Source organism: Thalassotalea agarivorans, assembly GCF_030295955.1.
Taxonomy (GTDB): Bacteria; Pseudomonadota; Gammaproteobacteria; order Enterobacterales; family Alteromonadaceae; genus Thalassotalea_D; species Thalassotalea_D agarivorans.
Map to the genome: position 1 here is coordinate 707979 of NZ_AP027363.1, position 19687 is coordinate 727665.

Below are 19687 nucleotides of genomic sequence, written 5' to 3' on the forward strand. Positions count from 1 at the left end.
TCCTATCCCGTATGCTAATTTTTACATTAGCATTTTCTAATATAAGTTGAATATTAGCACTTTCTAATATAAAATCAAGTCTTGACTTAAAGAGGGTATCAATATGCCAAAGCAATCCAACATAGATATAGCGCAAATGCGGGAGAATGCGACTAATGCAGCTGCCTTACTAAAGGCACTGAGTAATGAAAATAGATTATTGATCCTGTGTTACCTGGGCGAACAAGAGATGTCGGTGAGTCAGTTAAATACAGAAATAGATTTAAGTCAGTCTAGTTTGTCACAACATCTTGCAAGACTGAGACAAGATGGTCTGGTAAAAACTAGGCGAGAATCACAAACGATATATTATTCTATCGCTGATTCAAATGTAGTATCAGTAATAACGCATTTACAGCAGACATTTTGCCCATAAAAAAAGCCAGTTATACATTAACTGGCTTTTTTGTTTGCACGTGGCGGCGTAGGGTAGGTGCCGATTATTAGGTGTGCTCTATCACCAAACAGCCTGCTGAGTAACCTGCGCCAAACGAGCAAATAATGGCTTTGTCACCCCTCACCATATCATCATGGTGTTTATGGAAAGCAACGATAGAACCTGCTGAGGCGGTATTTGCATACTCATCTAAAATTGTTGGTGCTTCATGTGCCTCAGGATCACGCCCGAAAATTTTGCGAGCAACGAAGTTGTTCATATTAATGTTAGCTTGATGCAAAAACACACGCTTTAAGTCTGCAGACGTTAAATTGTTTGCCGCCATTTGGTCGTCAATGAGCTTATAGACCATGGGCAATACTTCTTTAAATACCTTGCGGCCTTGCTGAACAAAATACTTATCGTCGGAAAATTGCGAATCAGGGTCGCATTGGTTGGCAATACCAAAGTTACTTCTAATGTTGTTAGAAAAGGTCGTCATAGGTTGCTGCGACAATATTCTGAAACAGTGTTTACCTTTTGCATCTTCCTCACGTTCTATGACAACAGCTGTGGCGACATCACCGAAAATAAAGTGACTATCTCGATCTTTGTAGTTTAACTGCGCCATGATAAATTCAGGGTTCACTACCAGCACTTTGTTTGCCGTACCGGCGTGAATTGCGCCCATAGCGTTCATAATACCGAAAGTAGCTGAAGAACAAGCGACGAGAGAGTCATAAGCCCAACCATTACAACCTAAAGCTTGTTGTATTTCGATGGCAATTGCCGGATATGCTCGTTCAGTATATGAACAAGCGACAATCACAAGATCGATATCCTCTGCCGCAACATTGGCATTTTCGAGCGCTTGTTTGGCGGCTGCAACCCCCATTTCTGCTTGGTAAGAAATCTCGTCATTTCCACGCTGTGGAATAATTGGGTGCATAATGTTGGTATCAAGTACGCCTTCTTTAAACATAATATGGCGATTTTTAATGCCTGACGCTTTTTCGATGAATTCGCTTGAGGAATGTTTCAGTGCTTCAATGTCGCCGGCTGCAATAGCGTCTTGATTGGTTGCATTGAATTCGTCTACAAACTTGTTAAAGGAGGCAACAAGTTCGTCATTGGATATTTTGTTTGGTGGCGTAAATAAGCCACTTCCACTAATTACTATAGCCATCTAAATTTTTTCTTTTACGCATATAATGAAGTTAAGTATACCGAAATTCGATAAAAAAGCCGATAAAAAGCAGGAATTAAGCCGGTATCAATCTGTAACCTTTGGATTCGTTATAGCTTGATAAAAAAATCATGAGTCATCTGTTTGCTAGTTAGCCAAACAGTTTTTTTCTAACGCGTTTCCTGTATTCACTGGGCGTTTGATCTAGTTGTCTTTTGAATAAGCGGGTAAGGTAACTTTGATCTTGATAACCTACTTCCAAGGCAATTTCCTGAATAGATAGATTAGTAGAGCTGAGCAAGTCTTTAGCAAGCTCTATACGAAGCTGCTGCCAATGAGAGAGCAAAGAATTGCCTGTTGCTTGTTTGAATCTGCGGGACAAAGTTCGAGCGCTGACATTAAATTGAGAAGCCAGTGATTCGATATCTTCGGGGGATGACATATTTTGCTGCATCCAAAATTGAATTTGCGCAATCAATTCATCTGGGTGCCGATCTCCTACCCCTTCAAGATAGCGTTGTTCTTCGTATGGTTTCCTGATCTCGTGAGAAAAATTAAGCTCTACTTGGCGTGCTGCCTTATCGCCATAGATTTGCGCGATTAAGTGCACGATGATATCACCTAATGCATTTAAGCTCGCTGCACAATATATGCGTTGGGATTGCGTGATAAAAAAATCAGGTTTTAAGTCGACCAATGGATAACTGCGTTTAAACTGTTCGACATAATGCCAATGAGTAGTCGCAGCTCTGCCATCGAGTAATCCCGTTTCAGCAATAAAACACACGCCAGTGCCGCCGCCAATGAGTGTTGCCCCTTGTTGCCAACTTTGTTCAAGCCAATGAATCAGTTTAGGGTGCTGCTTAATAAGCGGCCTGGGATTTCGCCATAGGCTTGGTATGAAAATAAAATCAGCCTTTTCACTATGCTCGAAGGTTGTTTCAGGCACTAATCTAATCAGCGCTCTGGTAGATACCGGTGCATCGTTTTCTGCCAGCATTTGCACATTTAATCTTTTAGCGTTTTTATCTGTACGCCTTGCTATCGCTTCTCCTGCGCGCAGCATTTCTACCGGTAAACTTGCGCTTGTGGCTAGCATGTCATCATACAGCACCAATGCGACGTTAATCGTATCTTCGACCATTTTGTGCACTTTTGTCCTTTTTGTCTTAATTTTTGTCTTTTTTGGCTGATAAAGTCAAGATCTCAGCCGTTAGTATTTAGCTGTCTCATCATTCTTTTAGGATTTTTATGAAAGCGTTACCTCTTATTGTTGGCATGGGTGGTATTAATGCCGCCGGTCGCACCTCGTTTAACCAGGCTTTCCGCCGCATTGTTATCGATAAATTAACTGATACGGCAAGACAAGAAACCTTTGTAGGGCTGGCCTGTTTAATGAATTTAGTTAGCTTCGATGGTGAACAATACGTTGATGCGGAGGGTAAGGCATATCAAGCGGATGAAATTGAAGCGGCCTTTAAACAAGATATTTTAGAAGGCACATTAATCCGTCGTATAGAAAAAACACATTTTGATGTTGACGCGACACATTGGCAACGATCAATGGCTTTATCACCAAAAGATGGTGCAATTACTTTTAACGTAAAAGCCAAAGAATTACCGCAGCCAACGCCAAGTAGCTGGGTTGTGAATGACATTGGTGATGGCATGGTTTCTGTTGAGATAACAGAGTCATTGCTTATCAAACACGACAGTTACATGGACAATCCGATCAAAGCCGCAGGGCAATTACCTAGCGGTTTAGATATATCAACAATGTACAACAGTCGTTACCAACCAAGAGGTTTACAAGCGACAATTTTTGCCGCCACAGATGCAATCCGTTCTACAGGTATTGATTGGGACGTTATTGTTGATCAGGTATCACCCGACCATATCGGTGTCTATTCTTCGTCAGTTGCCGGCCAAATGCAGTCAGAAGGTTTTGGTGGTTTAATTAAAAATCGTATGAAGGGCGATCGCGTAACGACCAAAAATTTGGCACTTGGTCTAAACACCATGCCGACAGATTTTATTAATGCCTACGTAACCGGTAATGTCGGTACTACGTTTACGTCTTCTGGAGCGTGCGCTACCTTCCTATACAACCTCAAAGCTGCTGTACAAGATATTCAAGCAGGTCGCGTTCGCGTTGCAATTGCAGGTAGTAGTGAATGTGCTATTACGCAAGAGGTTATCGAAGGCTTTTGCAATATGAGTGCCTTAGCGAATGAAGAGAATCTGAAAAAGCTTGATGGTGCGACAGAAGCAAACTGGCGTAAAACAAGTCGCCCATTTGGTAAAAACTGTGGATTCACTATTGGCGAAGGTGCGCAGTATGTTGTGCTTATGGACGATGCCTTAGCTGTTGAACTAGGTGCACATATTCATGGTGCTATTCCAGACGTGTTTGTTAACGCTGATGGTGTTAAGAAATCAATTACCGCACCGGGACCTGGTAACTACATTACTATGGCTAAATCGGTAGCACTGTCAAAAGCTATGTTAGGTGAAGAATCGATCCAGCAGCGAAGCTTTGTCATGGCCCATGGTTCGAGTACACCGGCAAACCGCGTAACGGAATCACATATATTTCACTTAGTGGCTGAATCATTCGGTATCGAAAATTGGCCCGTAGTAGCGCCAAAAGCATTTGTTGGCCATACCATAGGACCAGCAAGTGGCGATCAGGTAGCGCTTGCAGCTGGCGTGTTTGAAGAAAACATTATGCCAGGCGTTACTACAATCGATGAGGTTGCTTCTGACGTATATGATCAACACCTCAACATTGCATTGGATCATTGGCAGTGTCCTGATATGGATGTTGCGTTTATCAATTCAAAAGGTTTTGGCGGCAATAATGCAACTGCGCCGATGCTATCGGGTAAAGTTGTCTCTCAAATGCTGGCGAAACGTTATAGTGAGCAGGCGTTGTCTGATTATGCAGTTAAATTAGAAAAAACACAGGCGCAGCGCATGGCCTATAAATCAGCAGCTGATAATGCACAATTTGATTTAATTTATCGTTTTGGTAAAGGCATGATTGATGAAGCCGGCATTCAATTAGATCAAAAACAGCTAACGATTCCTGAATTTAAGCATGCAATTGAACTACCTCAGGACAACCCTTACGGCGATATGATGTAGTTGTTATACGCAAGATGACAAAAAGGAAATGGCGTAATGTTAATTTACGCCATTTTTTATTTAGGTTCATATAAATCTATGTTTATTATTGGAAAATTGTTTATAAATTAGGTTTAATAGGTTTTGTTAGTACGAAAAATAACCACCTTTGTGGTGTTAGTTGTACTTGATATGTCTGTATTACTCACATAAGAAAAGGAATAACAATGAGTCAAGAAGCACAAGATGAATTAGTCAATCAAATCTATAACCATGCAGCCGTCCTGATGAAAAATGGCAAATCACGAGATGATATTGTTCATTCATTGGTTGAGCAGGGAGTCGATACTGAATCTGCCAATTTTGTTGTGTCAGATTTAGAAAAAGTGCGCAAGCAACAAAAGTTCGAAGCTAGTAAGAAAAATATTGGTATAGGTGCTTTATGGTGCTTAGGTGGGCTTGCTGTGACTGGAGCGACATATAGCGCAGCTAGTGGCGGTGGTACATACGTTGTGGCCTATGGTGCAGTCGTCATTGGCGCCGTACAATTTTTGATTGGCCTTGTGCAATATTCCGCGAATAAACCTAATTAGTAACAGGTACGAGGAACTTGATATCTTTTATCACGTAGCTCGAACCCCTTGCCCTGTAGCAAACAATCCTTAGTACTTAGTTTCTTTATAAAAAAAGCCCGCAGTGATTAACTAGCGGGCTTTTTCATGAATTAGTGTTAAAACTAACTTAGTAAATAATCGAGGACACCGATTGCTGCTTTTCGACCTTGATCTATGGCTGTGACTACCAGATCAGAGCCTAACACCATATCGCCGCCGGCGAAGATGTTTTTGTTGCTTGTTTGCAACGCAAACTCACTATTATCCACTGCAACAACGCGCCCTTTAGCATCAATTTCTACACCTGCGTCAACCATCCACTGTGGAGGACTCGGTTGGAAACCAAAGGCGATAACAACGGCATCTGCTTCCATAACAAACTCGCTACCTTCAATCGCTTCCGGGCTTCTTCGACCATTTGCATCAGGTTGACCAAGTTGTGTTTTAACAAATTTAACGCCAATCGCATTGCCATTATCATCAACGGCAATATCAAGTGGTTGAATGTTAAATTCAAAATTAACACCTTCTTCTTTAGCGTTTTGTACTTCTCTTGGCGAACCAGGCATGTTGGCTTCGTCACGTCGATAGGCACAAGTCACGCTAGTGGCGCCCTGTCTAATTGAAGAACGCACACAGTCCATCGCTGTATCGCCGCCACCTAGCACAACCACTTTCTTGCCTGAGAAATTAACGTATGGCTTAGCGCCTTCGGTAACGCCCATGATGTGTTGTGTGTTGGCAATTAAAAAGTCTAGTGCGTTATATACGCCAGGCGCTGATTCATGTTCAAATCCACCCGTCATATCTTTGTATGTGCCTAATGCTAGGAAGACAGCATCATATTCATTACTGATTTCTTCAAAGCTAATATCGCTGCCAACATTGGTGTTAAGCACAAATTCAATACCCATGCCTTCAAAAATTTCGCGACGCTTTTTGATCACTTCTTTTTCAAGTTTGAACGAAGGGATACCAAAGGTTAACAGGCCGCCAATTTCGCTATGTCTGTCGTAAACAACACAGTCAACACCGTTTCGTGTTAATACGTCCGCACAAGCAAGCCCCGCTGGACCAGCGCCGATAATGGCTACACGTTTACCGACCTTAACGACGTTAGAAAGATCTGGTTTCCAACCCATCGCCATGGCGGTATCAGTAATGTATTTTTCAATATTACCTATGGTAACCGCACCAAACTCATCGTTTAGCGTACAAGCGGATTCACATAATCTGTCCTGCGGACAAACCCTGCCGCACATTTCTGGCAAAGAGTTTGTTTCGTGACAAAGATCTGCCGCTTCCATAATTTTGTCTTGCGTTACCAGCTCTAACCATTGCGGAATGTAATTGTGTACTGGACATTTCCATTCACAATAAGGGTTACCGCAATCTAAGCAGCGATCAGCCTGACCTTGGCTTTGCTCGCTGCTCATTGGTTCATATATTTCGACGAAATCAATTTTACGTGTATCGATTGGCTTCTTTGGCGGATCGATACGTTTTACGTCTAAAAATTGATAAACATTGTTACTCATATCTGTTTCTTCCTCATTCCGCGTTATTGTGCTTGAACGCGAAGTTCTGCAGATGAACGAACTTGGTGACCTAATAATGCATTAACGTCAGCCGCCTTCGGTTTTACTAATTTAAAGTGAGGCGCGAATGCGTCGAAATTCGCTAAAATTTCTTGTGCACGTAAACTGCCTGTTTCTTCAAAATGTTGATTAATAATGCCGCGTAAATGTTCTTGGTGAATCGCTACATCTGCGACAGGCATCATCTCGATTGATTCATTGTTTAGTCGAATCTCTAAGTCGTCTTGTTCGTCTAGTACGTATGCGAAACCGCCTGTCATACCAGCACCAAAATTCACACCAACTTGACCTAATACGGTAACAATACCGCCTGTCATGTATTCACAAGCATGGTCGCCCGTGCCCTCAATTACGGCATGCACACCCGAGTTACGAACTGCAAATCGTTCACCAGCACGGCCGCAACCAAACAGCTTACCGCCAGTTGCACCGTATAAACAAGTATTACCCATAATCATCGTTTCGTGACTTAGATAATCAACACCTTTTGGTGGCTTGATGGTTAACTTACCACCAGTCATCCCTTTACCGACATAGTCATTGGCATCGCCAGTAAGTGTCATCTCTAGACCACCTGCATTCCATACACCAAAACTTTGTCCGGCCGTGCCTTTTAAGAACACTTTAATTGGGTTAGACGCCATACCTTGGTTGCCATGATGACGAGCAATTTCACCCGACAACGTAGCACCAACACTACGATCAGTATTGCGGATATTAAAGCGATACTCACCACCGGTAGAGTGGCTAACTGCTTCAGAAGCCGCTTTGACCAACTGTTGATTCAACTTGCCTTCGTCAAACGGAGTATTAATCTCTGTTTGATGCAATGCGGTATTCTCGCCTGCTACTACTGGTGCAATAATTGGCGATAAATCTAATTTTTGCTGCTTAGCGCTTATCCCTTGCAGAGGCTTCAACAAGTCTGTTCTACCAATAATGTCAGTTAAGCTAGCGACGCCTAGCTGCGCTAGAATCTCACGTACATCTTGAGCAACAAACTTAAAGTAATTCATCGCTTGCTCTGGTAAGCCTTTAAAATGATTCTCACGCAACACGTCATCTTGCGTAGCAACACCAGTTGCACAGTTGTTTAGATGACATATTCTTAAGAACTTACAGCCTAAGGTCACCATTGGCGCGGTACCAAAACCAAAACTTTCAGCGCCAAGAATGGCTGCTTTAACAATATCTAAGCCCGTTTTTAAACCACCATCTACTTGCAAACGCACCTTGTGGCGTAAGCCATTTTCTACCAATGATTGGTGAGCTTCAGCTAGGCCCAGTTCCCAAGGTAGACCGGCATATTTTACTGACGTTAGTGGGCTAGCACCGGTACCGCCATCGTAGCCAGAAATGGTAATAAAATCAGCGTATGCTTTAGCAACACCAGACGCTATAGTGCCAACACCTGGGCCTGACACAAGCTTAACGGAAATAACCGCTGTTGGATTAATCTGTTTTAAATCGAAAATAAGCTGAGCTAAATCTTCAATTGAGTAGATATCATGATGCGGCGGTGGCGAGATTAAGGTAACACCCGGCACTGAAAAACGCAGTTTTGCGATAAGTGGCGTTACTTTATCACCTGGCAATTGGCCACCTTCACCCGGTTTTGCACCTTGCGCTACTTTAATTTGTAAAACATCTGCATTAACTAGGTAATGTGCGGTAACACCAAAACGGCCCGAGGCAATTTGCTTGATGCGCGAATTTTTCACCGTACCGTAGCGTTTTTCGTCTTCACCACCTTCACCAGAATTTGAATAACCGCCGAGTCTATTCATAGCAATCGCCAGCGCTTCGTGAGCCTCAGGCGATAGGGCACCAATTGACATAGCAGCACTATCAAAACGCTTATAAAGTTCTGTTTCTGGTTCTACTTTTTCGATGGCAATTGCTTCGCCATTGCCTTCAAGCTTTAATAAATCACGAATTGTCGCGATCGGGCGGTTGTTAACTTCGTCACGGTAGGCAATATAATCGTCATATTTTCCGCTTTGTACTGCTGTTTGTAGATACTTAACAACATTCGGGTTGTAGGCATGGTATTCACCACCATGAACGTACTTTAATAGTCCGCCATGTGCCATCTTTTGATGTGGCAACCAAGCTTTGCGAGCAAGGTTAATATTGTCTTGTTCGATATCTTCAAAATTCGCACCTTGAATACGACTTGGCAGATCAGGGAAACACATCGCCATGATATCTTGATGCAAACCAACCACTTCAAATAAGCCCGAACAACGGTAGCTAGCGATGGTTGAAATACCCATTTTAGAAAGTATTTTTAGTAAACCTTTGTTAATACCATTTCGGTAGTTAACAACAGCTTCACGCGCTGACAGATTAATCTGTCCTTGTTCAACTAACTGCTCTACAGTTTCTAATGCTAAGTATGGGTATACAGCGGTTGCACCTAAGCCAAGCAATACTGCAAACTGATGAGAATCCCTAACAGACGCAGTTTCAACAATAATGTTTGAATCACAGCGCAACTGCTCGTCAACTAAACGTTTTTGAATAGCGCCAACAGCCATTGCCGCAGGAATAGGTAATAAGCCTTGCTGTAAATTTCGATCTGAAAGCACCAATACTACGGTGTTTTGATTACGAACAAGATCTTCTGCTTCGTCACATAAACGTGAAATTGCTTGTTGTAACCCTTCGTCAGGATCGTAATTGAGCGTTAACGTATCGCTTCGATAATGCTCAGGATCGAGATCACGCAATTGCTTAAGGTCGGTATACATTAGTACTGGTGTATCAAATAAAATACGGTCAGCTAAACCGGTCGCCTCATTAAACACGTTGTGCTCTCGACCAATACATGTGCCCAACGACATAACATAGCGTTCACGTAACGGGTCAATTGGTGGGTTAGTGACTTGCGCAAATTGCTGGCGGAAATAATCGTATAAACTACGTGGTTGGCTTGAAAGCACCGCAAATGGTGTGTCATCACCCATAGAGCCTGTTGCTTCTTGACCGTTTTCCGCAAGTACCTTAACCACTTGCTGAATTTCTTCATACGAATAGTTAAACAACTTGTGGTATTGCGACATCTCAATATCGCTAAATGCACGCTTACCAATTAATTCGGCATCTAAATCACTAAAAGGTACAAGACGGCGAATATTGCTGTCTAACCATTGGCGATAAGGGTGACGCGATTTAAGGTCATTATCGATATCATTTGAATGAAATACTTTGCCAGTATAGGTATCTATAGCAAGCATTTCACCAGGACCTACACGTCCTTTTGAAATAACTTCATCTTCGCCGTATTCCCAAATACCAACTTCTGACGCTAGCGTGATAAAACCATCACGTGTAATGACATAACGCGCTGGACGCAAACCGTTACGGTCTAGGTTACAGGCAACGTGACGACCATTGGTCATTACGATACCGGCTGGTCCATCCCAAGGCTCCATATGCATAGAGTTAAATTCGTAGAACGCTCTTAAGTCGTCATCCATCAGAGGGCTGTTTTCCCATGCCGGTGGCATCAACAAACGCATTGCACGGAATAAATCCATACCGCCCGCTAAAAATAGCTCAAGCATATTGTCCAATGACGACGAATCTGAACCGGATTCATTGACAAATGGTGCACCGTTTGACAAATCAGGAATTAGCGGCGACTGAAAACGGTAAGTACGAGCTCGTGCCCATTGACGGTTACCTTTAATGGTATTGATTTCACCATTATGTGCTAAGTATCTAAATGGTTGCGCTAAATGCCACTGCGGAGATGTGTTTGTTGAAAAGCGCTGATGGAAAACACAGATTGCACTTTTCATACGAATATCAGCTAGGTCGAGATAGAAGTTTGGCAAATCTACTGGCATAACAAGCCCTTTGTAGATAGTGACTAAACAAGACAAGCTAGCAATATAGAATTTCTCATCGTTAATACGCTTTTCTGCACGACGACGTGCCATATATAAACGTCGTTCTAGGTCACGATTACGCCAACCTGGTGGTGCATTAACGAAAACTTGAGCGATATGCGGCACATTACTTTTTGCAATGTCGCCAAGCATGGATTCGTCCGTTGGCACATCGCGCCAACCAACAACAGTAAGAGTTTCATTGGTAAGCTCTTCTTCTAAAAGAGCTTTGGTTGCAGCCGCAACTTCTGGATCGCGGTTAAGAAAAATCATCCCGACGGCATACTTTCTACCAAGTTGCCATTGGTTTTCTTCGGCAATCGCTCGGAAAAAGGTGTCAGGTTTTTGCATCAATAGTCCGCAACCGTCACCGGTTTTACCGTCGGAGTTTATTCCGCCACGGTGTTGCATGCGGTCAAGGGCAGCAATAGCTGTTTTGATAAGCTTGTGACTTACTTCACCTTCTTGGTGAGCAATAAGGCCGAATCCACAATTATCTTTTTGCACGCTATGGTCATAAAGCTGCATGTTGTTTCTCCTAACTTTGTTCGAACAACTTATTAGCAGGTTGTTACAGGCTGATGACGTTATAATTTGTTTGTGTTCAGCCTAGCTGAGAATAAAATTATGCAATTAATGCATAATTACCCTGCTTTTTTGGAAAAGTGAACCATCTAGACTAAACATTTATACAACAAACGTCAATAAAAATAGAGTATTTGCTCGTAGTTTTATTTCAATTTTTGTAGTTTTTTATAATATCTTGATTTTGTTGGGTTTTATAGCTGTGTAGTTGTTTTTTCGGCCGTCTAGGCCATAAAGAATAACCAATCTGCTATAAGATATAGCAGAGTTGTAGGGCAAAATCGCGTCAGTTCAAACCTTTCAAATGTAATTTTATTACAGAAATAATAGGGGTTAAGTGGTTTTAATGTAAGTGAATGACATTCAAAAAAAGTGAATAAAAAAGCCGGCATTTAGCCGGCTTTTAAACAAGGTATTGTGTCTTATTACGGGGTATAACCGTCAGCAACGCCCTTTGTAGTAATGCTCACGGCATCATGGGCATGCAAGGATTCGTAATGGTTAATACGAACCCAAAAATCTTCAACTGACTTCTGTTGATTCAAACTATGCTGAATTTTTCTAGCGGCATCTTCACAGAACATTAAGTTTTGTCCGTTGAGACGCGCGAACTCTTGCTCATCTTCACGTTTTACTGCCGCTTGCACAGGAGTTTGTAAAGTATTTTCCAGTAAGTCGATTAGTTGTACGATTGGAAAATGCGCTAAGTCGCTTGGTAACTTAACCTTTACTTGCGCCACAGAGCGTTGGCTATGCGGGGTTGCATTAATACCATCGGTCGTGCCTAACCAGGCTAATACATCGTCTTTACTTATCTGTTCATCACTAAATTGTTCTGTAAAAGCATTTTGAATTAATTGACGTGCCAAAGCAGCTGAACACGGGCAAGTTGACGAGTAAGTGACGTCAATAGCAAGTTCAACACTCAAATTACCTTGCATAATCTGACCAACGACAGTGATAGGATAGGCTTTCCATCCTTCTTTACCGCTGATAAGTGATTTACGGCGTAAATGGTAATCAAAGGTAATAGCTACCTTAGCGCTGTCGCTCAAGTCACTGTGGCTCGAAATAAACGCATTTAATACATGTTGAAGCGCTGCTGGGCACAGGATTTGTTCACCAGACATTTCATCAAGTGCCAAGTACAAGCGAGACATATGAATCCCTTTTGCTTGTGGCGGCAATAGATTAACAAAAGCGTCTATAGAGGTGGTAACTACTTGAGGTTGTTGGCCTTCACTGCTCACTTGCAGTGGCATTTCGATATTGCTCATTCCGACCCAGTCTAATGTACCTTCTGATAAGGCTTGGCTATGGTTGGCAATATCTGGCATGGATGATGACATTTAATCTCCGCAATTTTAGCTATTTAAGAGTATCGGTATACTCGGTAGTCGGGTGTTGCAACCGACTCCATTTACTTTCTAGTACCAAGCAAAATACTTGATAAAAACAGTCGGCTATTTTGACTTGTTTCTACGTTAAAAGCAACGAAATAGCTCACTTAGATTGTAATAAAATTAATCACTTCGCACTATTTTATAGCCTTTTAGGGCTGCTCAAATACACTACCGATTAGAAGATTAACGCCATATAAATTTAAAATTCTTGCACAAGAATATGAATAAGCTGATTGATCTCGGTTGCTTTTCGTAGTTTATTTAACGAATATGGGGAAGAGGATAAAACGGTCTCTTGGAGTTGTTAGGGAATATTATGGAAAAACTTCACTTAGATGAAGCCCTACTAGAGGGTTACTTAAGTCGTTTGGGTAAGGATACAGTCGTGAAAATGCTTGATTTGTACCTAAATCAAGTAGAGCAGTATTTATCGGATATCACCAAAGCCGCTACTTCAAGTGATAATTCAGACTGGACAAATGCTTGTCATAAGATGAAAGGGGCAGCGGGTAGTGTAGGGCTGTTGAAAGTTTATCAGTTGTCAGCCGATTGCGAGAAAAGCGCGTTATCTGCAACGCAAAAAGCGCAACTGGTTGAAAAAATGGCGGAAGAAAACAATCAAGCCATCGCTTTTTTCAAACAATGGCTTGAGTCGGTATAAACTACTCTGCGTCTAACGAACCAATAAAACGATAGCCTTCACCGTGAATTGTGTTGATAAATTCAGGGGCACCATCAATTGATTCAAAATGCTTACGTAAACGGCGAATAGTTACGTCTACTGTACGATCGTTTTCACGAAGGTCACGGCCTGTCATTTCTTTAATCAGTTGCTGACGAGTAACGATTTGACCAGCGTTGTTTATTAACAATCTTAACGCACGGTACTCGCCTCTTGGAATCGCAAAAATGTTGCCTTCAGGCGATGTCATTTGGCGAGAGTTTCCATCTAAAACCCAGCCATCGAAACTAATGATAGCTGCTTCTGATTCTGTTTTAGTTTGGTTGATACGATTAAGAATATTGCGCGCACGAATGGTTAACTCACGAGGGTTAAATGGTTTCGTAAGGTAATCATCAGCGCCAATTTCAAGACCTAAAATTTTGTCGATATCGCTGTCGCGACCAGTCAAAAAGATAAGACCTGCATTATTACTAGCAGTTAACTCACGCGCAAGTAACAATCCATTTTTACCAGGTAAGTTAATATCCATGATGACCAATTGAATATTATTATTTTGTAATTGTTGGTCCATCTGCTCGCCATTGGCGGCTTCTAACACATTGTAACCTTCTGCTTCGAACAGATTCTTAAGGTTAAAGCGTGTTACATCTTCATCTTCAACAATTAAAATATTAATTTTTTGCATGTTTAACTCGTTTACTACTGCCTAACGGGTGTCAAAAATAAGTTAATAGAGCAAGGATTTATGTTAAAAAAATATTGCCCTAAAAAAGTTAGTGGGCTATCAAAACATAATTTCGAATAGACTGCAAATAGCAGAACAATCAACTGCCTACGAGCAGTTTTTCGCTAAGAATATGAAATGTTAGCGTTTTTCGAAAAAGTTTCGTAGCAAGTGGTGTTAGTATAATAAAAATATTTTTAACTAACTGTTATAAACTTGTATATAGATACGTCATTTTTATCTATTTGTACAAAAATAGATACTAAAACCTTGTGCTTGATCAAGAATGTCGACGTCACCAAAATGTTGCTTGAGTATGGGCGGATATTTTAAAAAGCTATTGGCGACAATTGTCATCGTTCCTTGCTTATTTAGACATTTTTTAGCGCCATGCAAGAATTGCTCAGTTGCCTGATAATGAGTTTTTATGCCCTGATGAAAAGGAGGGTTTGATACAATATGCTCATATCGCTCTTTGACATTACCTAAACTATTGGAGGCGAAACATCGACCTAGTACACCATTATTAGTCATTGTTTTTTCTGCGCTTGCAAGAGCTAATGCGCTAACATCGAGAAGTTCTACTTGTGTCGCTGGATATTTTAAAGCGATGTAACTTGCAATAACGCCCGCACCACAACCGAAATCCAATGTTTTACCAGCCATTTTCACAGGTAAGTTTTCAAGTAACAATGCGGTGCCTTTGTCCAAGTTCTGTTGACTAAACACCCCTGGCAGAGCCGATACTACAAGTGACACATCATTTAATGTAATACGGTATTGTTCAAACCATTCGTTGATATCAAAGCTTGGCAATTGCGGCTGAAATTTGCCATAGAACATCATGCAGTGTCTAGCCGCGTCTATTTTATTGCACATCGATAGCAACGCATTTGTTAGCTTAGGGGCTGAGGCTACGCCACCTTTTTTCTCACCCACTATGATAATTTCCGCTTCTTCTTCAATGTAGTTGGCTAAAGAAGACAATGTATAAGTAAATTCGCGTTTACTTTTTGGAAAGGCGATAACGATTAAATCGTGTTTTACATCAGCATTGCCTGTATACGCGGCGGCGAAACTTGCATGGCTAATCTTGTTTTGCTTTTGATAGCTTTGATACAAATCGAAGCGTGTCGAATGGCAATGAATACTTGCTTCTGGAAAGTGCTCATTAAATGCAGAGAAGAACCCATCACACTCGATATCAATAAAGAGAGGCGTTTTACTTTCTAAGTAATCAATATTTCGCAACAGGACTTGATTAGTATTTGCAATGCTCATAGGTGCGTCATTGTGTTCGTTTCGGCTATTTTACCTTGTTCTTTCTTGCTCTGACCATATTTTTTTATAAAGGATGAATTATGCCATCGGCTTGGCTACAATGCCCTTTTAATTGCTTGTTTTTTAGGGAAATGGTGTGAGCTTTAGCAAAGAAGTGATTCACATGGGGGAGCTTGCCAGTGGTGCGGCGCTTACCGTGCCTGTTTATAGAATAAAGGGAAATGGTACTGGCCCTAATGTCTACATACAGGCGAATATGCATGGCGCAGAGGTGCAAGGAAATGCTGTTATTTTTCAGTTGCTTGAGCTCCTTAGGGACACACAACTAAAGGGTGATATAACACTCGTTCCTTATGCAAACCCAGTAGGTTGTAACCATAAAAATGGCGAGTACACGCTTGGCAGGTTTGATCCCATTACTGGCGTTAATTGGAATCGTATGTACCATTTTGACGATTCTTATATCGAACAGTTTGCGCAACAAAACCATGCAACTGATGTTGAAAAAATTAAACACCAATTTCAACAACGTATGTTACAGGCAATTGAGCAAAAGTTAGAGCACAATCAGTTTGGCTTAACTACGGGTCAACGCATTGCCTATCAATTGCAATATATGGCGCATCAAGCAGACATTGTATTAGATCTCCACACAGGTCCCATTTCAAGTAAGCACCTTTATTGCCCTGAATATGCGGTTGAAAGTGCAAAATATTTTGATATTCCACATACCATTTTGATTCCCAATAGTTTTGCCGGCGCCATGGATGAAGCAACTTTTTGTCCTTGGTGGACGCTAACTGATGCCTTTGCAGCACAGGGTAGGGCGGTTAACTTTGAAAAGGAAAGTTTTACTGTTGAACTAGGTTCTCAAGAACTGATCGATTTAGAAGTGGCTAAAGAAGATGCAAAAAGCATTCTTAGCTACTTACGCTATAAATCAGTACTGACTGATGAGCAGTATCAGCCAAGCAACATGACACGTTATGCCTGTTGGTTAAAAGACTACAAAGCGTTTTATTCGCCAATGGGTGGCATGGTGGATTATTTAGCTGAGTTTGGCCAACCTTTGCCACCTGGCGAACCGTTAGCAAGAATTCTTAGAATGGATAATTATGGCGATGGCGATCCGTTGCACTATTTGACGTTAGACAAAACAGTGATCCCTATTTTACATTTCGCATCAGCTAGTGTTAACCAAGGAACTGAATTGTATAAGGTATTTACTGAGTACTTCGAATTACAATAATTTGACCTGACAGTCGTATAATTTGTTGTCGCTCAGCGCTAATGTTTATATAGTGCTATATACCTAGTCTTAAGGGCATCAAATCGTTTGAGACAAATTAAGCGGTTAACCTTAGTATTTATCATCTGCATTTTTCAGGGCTGCTCTGAACCTGAGGATGTTGCGCGCGAGCAGTCGCCGTCTGAGCAAGCACCTACACAAGACCTGATCGATTTAATCACACGAGAAACAGCGCTAAAAGCACAAGCCGACCATTTTATTCCAGTAGAGCATTATCAACTGGACAATGGGATGAAGGTTGTTTTGTCCAAGGATCCAAGAGCGTCTGTGGCATCGTTGTCATTCTATTATGGCGTGGGTTATCGCAATGAATCCATTGCCCAAACAGGTGTTTCTTCTTTGGTTCAATCCATAATGATGGATGCAAAGCTCGGCGATGAACAGGTGACGATTGCTGCGTTAGCTCAACAATTAGGTGCAAAAGTCAATGCGTCTGTGCGTGAAGATTTTAGCGCTTACTATGCACAAATGCCGGGTTACAAGATTGAGCCTTTCATTTGGGCACACGCGAAACAACTTAGTCATCTCTATAGCCAAGACTATAACTTGCTGACTCAGAAACTCGCGCTAAAAAAGCAACGTCAATATCATCAGATGAATCCTTTATATGGCTTTCCTTGGCACTATTTAAAAATGCTCGCATATAGAGATGCGGAATCCAAGCGTAGTCTGTTTACGACACCTCAAGAAAAACTTGATAAGCCCTTGATAAACAAGTTTGTGTCAGAGCGCTATCAAATGAACAACGTAACTTTAGTTGTTACCGGTAACTTTGATCCAATTTGGGTAAAATCTTTAGTAAAAAGCTATTTCACTGATTTTAAGCGCGAAAAGTCTCTAGAAGAACTAGTAGAAACGCTAATTTCGCCAACGGTTGCATCTCAAACGAAAACGCTTCCCAGTATACCCAAAAACGCCTATGCCGTTGCATTTCATATGCCCCAAAAAGACAGTAAAGACTATTTAGCGATGTGGGTAGTGAGTCAATGGCTGCTTAGTAAAGAAGGCGACCTTGCAAAAGTGTTTATTGATAAATATCAGATCACCAATCAAATAGAGGGCGGTATTAATTTTCTTAGTGGTTTTCACTTTTTCAATCGAGATCCCGCTTTGCTCACATTTAGCTTTATTGCGGAGAAAGCAGTCTCTTCAGCGCAAGTAACCTCCTATTTTGATGAAGCATTGTCGCCTTTAATGCAGGGCGCTCTAACAAGTGACCTTTTGCGAGAAATGAAAGTTGCATGGCGAGTTGCCTACTATAAAAGGTTGGAGCAAGATGGAGGCTTGTATCGAGGTGAATTGTTGGCGAGTCTACTTGCCATGGGTAAAGAGCCTAGAGTCATCAATGATATTGAAAGTCAGGTCAATGCACTAAACAGCGCCGATATCGCAAATGCGATGCGTCAATATGTTGCAAACAATAAGAGAATCTCTTTAACCGTAACGCAGCAAAGTGATAATGGTGGCGAAAATGAAAACTAGTTTGCTCGTACTCACTTTCCTCATCCAAATCTGTATTTCATGTTTTGCTAATACAAAAGAGCAAGCGCCACTGGGGTTAAAGCCGCAAGATTTTAGATTACCTCCGATTCGCTCTTTAACATTAGCAAATGGATTAAAAGTGAGTTTTATTCAGTGGGGGCGAACACCGCTGGCAAAAGTGGCGCTAGTGTCAAATACTGGGCAGGCTTTCTGGCAACAAAACCCTGCAGTGCCGCTTGTTGCCTATTACTTAATGGCAAACCATAGTTTAAGCAAAATTGATAAACAAAAGTTAGCAAATTATGGCGGACAACTATCGTTTCAGGTAGGTATTGAACAAAGCGCTATTACTATTGAAGTGGTTACAGAGTATTCGGCTGAAACTGTACGTTTGCTGGCGAAATCTATGCTAAGCAGTCAGTTTTCTCAAGCCCATCTTACTGAGGCGAAAGACGCGCTAGCAAAGCAGTTGCTTTCAAAAAATGCGATTAATGCTGAGCGATTACAAAAAATTGCCTTTCAAAATGTGTTTCTGAATCATCCTTTACAACTCGCTATGTTGACCAAAGAGAGTATTCGAAACGTTAATTTGGCCCAGGTACAAAACTTTATTTCACAAGCTATAGAGCCTAACAGCAGTCATTTGTATGTTGCCGGGGTGCTTGAGCAGGATGAAATTGCCGGTTCCATTCAATCGGCATTTGGACGATGGAAGTTTGGTCAATCAACTAAGTTACCAGAGCTGAACCTAGCCAAAAAACCTAATATATCGATTTATAAAGACGACACCATGAACAACGTTATTGTATCGGTAGCGCTAGCCGCTCCTCCTCTAAGTAGCGAAGGTGCAATAACATTGTCCATTTTAAAGCAGTGGGTAGATCAACATTTACGCCAACAGCTTAGCGATGTTGCTTTGGTAGATGATTTTCATAGTCAATTGTACTTCACCACGATGCAAACTGTCTGGGTAATGAGTGTTAAGACGCACCCAGAGCAGGGAGCAGGAGCCCTTTCTCGTATAGTGAAAGGGCTGGCTTTTATCAGAGAAACAACACCCTCTCCTAGCACACTAACTCGTGCTCATGCGAATGCAAGCAGTGCTTTTTTGTTCAAACTCCAAGATAGAGAAGATGTTATACGCGCGATATCATTGATGCACTTGCACCAATTGCCGGTGAAATTTCTTGCTCAATACGTTTATCGCATGTCGCAAGTTAAAGGCAAATCGGTGAAAGCTTTAAGCCAGTTAATACTGGCAGATCAAAAACTCCATGTTATTGTTATTGGTAACACGCAAGTTGTAATTCCCGCATTAAAACAATTACCTGAGCTTAAGCAATATTGGTAAATTTTGTTGGAAACTGTTTCCAATTGTTATAC

At 41.6% G+C, this 19687-nt stretch carries 14 protein-coding genes; 7 read left to right on the forward strand and 7 right to left on the reverse strand.

Annotated features, from left to right (window positions below; all coding sequences use genetic code 11):
* Window positions 1–103: 103 nt before the first annotated feature.
* On the forward strand, window positions 104–415 hold the full coding sequence (locus QUD85_RS03300; protein WP_093327923.1) for an ArsR/SmtB family transcription factor: 312 nt from the start codon (window positions 104–106) through the stop codon (window positions 413–415).
* Between the two features lie 67 nt (window positions 416–482).
* Here QUD85_RS03300 and QUD85_RS03305 read toward each other — a convergent pair whose 3' ends face one another.
* Window positions 483–1601: a beta-ketoacyl-ACP synthase III gene (locus QUD85_RS03305; protein WP_093327921.1), complete on the reverse strand. Its 1119-nt coding sequence runs from the start codon at window positions 1599–1601 to the stop codon at window positions 483–485.
* Window positions 1602–1752: 151 nt separating this feature from the next.
* Window positions 1753–2745: a GlxA family transcriptional regulator gene (locus tag QUD85_RS03310; RefSeq protein WP_093327920.1), complete on the reverse strand. Its 993-nt coding sequence runs from the start codon at window positions 2743–2745 to the stop codon at window positions 1753–1755.
* A gap of 107 nt (window positions 2746–2852) precedes the next feature.
* On the opposite strand from QUD85_RS03310, the gene QUD85_RS03315 reads away from it, so the two are divergent.
* Window positions 2853–4748, forward strand: coding sequence for a beta-ketoacyl synthase (locus QUD85_RS03315; RefSeq protein WP_093327917.1), 1896 nt, complete (start codon window positions 2853–2855; stop codon window positions 4746–4748).
* 206 nt (window positions 4749–4954) lie between these two features.
* Window positions 4955–5320, forward strand: a complete 366-nt coding sequence (locus tag QUD85_RS03320) for a hypothetical protein (protein WP_093327915.1) — start codon at window positions 4955–4957, stop codon at window positions 5318–5320.
* A gap of 143 nt (window positions 5321–5463) precedes the next feature.
* Here QUD85_RS03320 and QUD85_RS03325 read toward each other — a convergent pair whose 3' ends face one another.
* From QUD85_RS03325 to folE2, 3 genes are all read right to left on the reverse strand, one after another.
* Window positions 5464–6879, reverse strand: a complete 1416-nt coding sequence (locus QUD85_RS03325; RefSeq protein ID WP_093327913.1) for an FAD-dependent oxidoreductase — start codon at window positions 6877–6879, stop codon at window positions 5464–5466.
* A 23-nt stretch (window positions 6880–6902) separates the two neighbouring features.
* Window positions 6903–11363, reverse strand: coding sequence for a glutamate synthase large subunit (gltB, locus tag QUD85_RS03330; RefSeq protein WP_093327911.1), 4461 nt, complete (start codon window positions 11361–11363; stop codon window positions 6903–6905).
* 482 nt (window positions 11364–11845) lie between these two features.
* Window positions 11846–12769, reverse strand: a complete 924-nt coding sequence (folE2, locus tag QUD85_RS03335; protein ID WP_093327910.1) for a GTP cyclohydrolase FolE2 — start codon at window positions 12767–12769, stop codon at window positions 11846–11848.
* A 370-nt stretch (window positions 12770–13139) separates the two neighbouring features.
* On the opposite strand from folE2, the gene QUD85_RS03340 reads away from it, so the two are divergent.
* Window positions 13140–13484: an Hpt domain-containing protein gene (locus tag QUD85_RS03340; protein WP_093327909.1), complete on the forward strand. Its 345-nt coding sequence runs from the start codon at window positions 13140–13142 to the stop codon at window positions 13482–13484.
* A 1-nt stretch (window position 13485) separates the two neighbouring features.
* Here the strand turns inward: QUD85_RS03340 and arcA are convergent, their stop codons facing one another.
* Window positions 13486–14193 (reverse strand): two-component system response regulator ArcA, encoded by a 708-nt coding sequence (arcA, locus tag QUD85_RS03345; RefSeq protein WP_093327907.1) that lies wholly within the window; start codon window positions 14191–14193, stop codon window positions 13486–13488.
* A 276-nt stretch (window positions 14194–14469) separates the two neighbouring features.
* Window positions 14470–15513 (reverse strand): methyltransferase, encoded by a 1044-nt coding sequence (locus tag QUD85_RS03350; protein ID WP_093327905.1) that lies wholly within the window; start codon window positions 15511–15513, stop codon window positions 14470–14472.
* Window positions 15514–15676: 163 nt separating this feature from the next.
* Here QUD85_RS03350 and QUD85_RS03355 point away from each other — a divergent pair, with 163 nt between their 5' ends.
* From QUD85_RS03355 to QUD85_RS03365, 3 genes are all read left to right on the forward strand, one after another.
* The gene (locus QUD85_RS03355; protein WP_093328057.1) at window positions 15677–16762 is read left to right on the forward strand and encodes a succinylglutamate desuccinylase/aspartoacylase family protein; all 1086 of its coding nucleotides are present in this window, start codon (window positions 15677–15679) and stop codon (window positions 16760–16762) included.
* 87 nt (window positions 16763–16849) lie between these two features.
* Window positions 16850–18304: a M16 family metallopeptidase gene (locus QUD85_RS03360; protein WP_093327903.1), complete on the forward strand. Its 1455-nt coding sequence runs from the start codon at window positions 16850–16852 to the stop codon at window positions 18302–18304.
* Window positions 18294–19655 carry a M16 family metallopeptidase gene (locus QUD85_RS03365; protein ID WP_177168840.1) on the forward strand — a complete coding sequence of 454 codons (1362 nt, stop codon included), beginning with the start codon at window positions 18294–18296 and terminating at the stop codon, window positions 19653–19655. The genes QUD85_RS03360 and QUD85_RS03365 overlap by 11 nt, the downstream gene beginning before the upstream one ends.
* Window positions 19656–19687 lie beyond the last annotated feature (32 nt).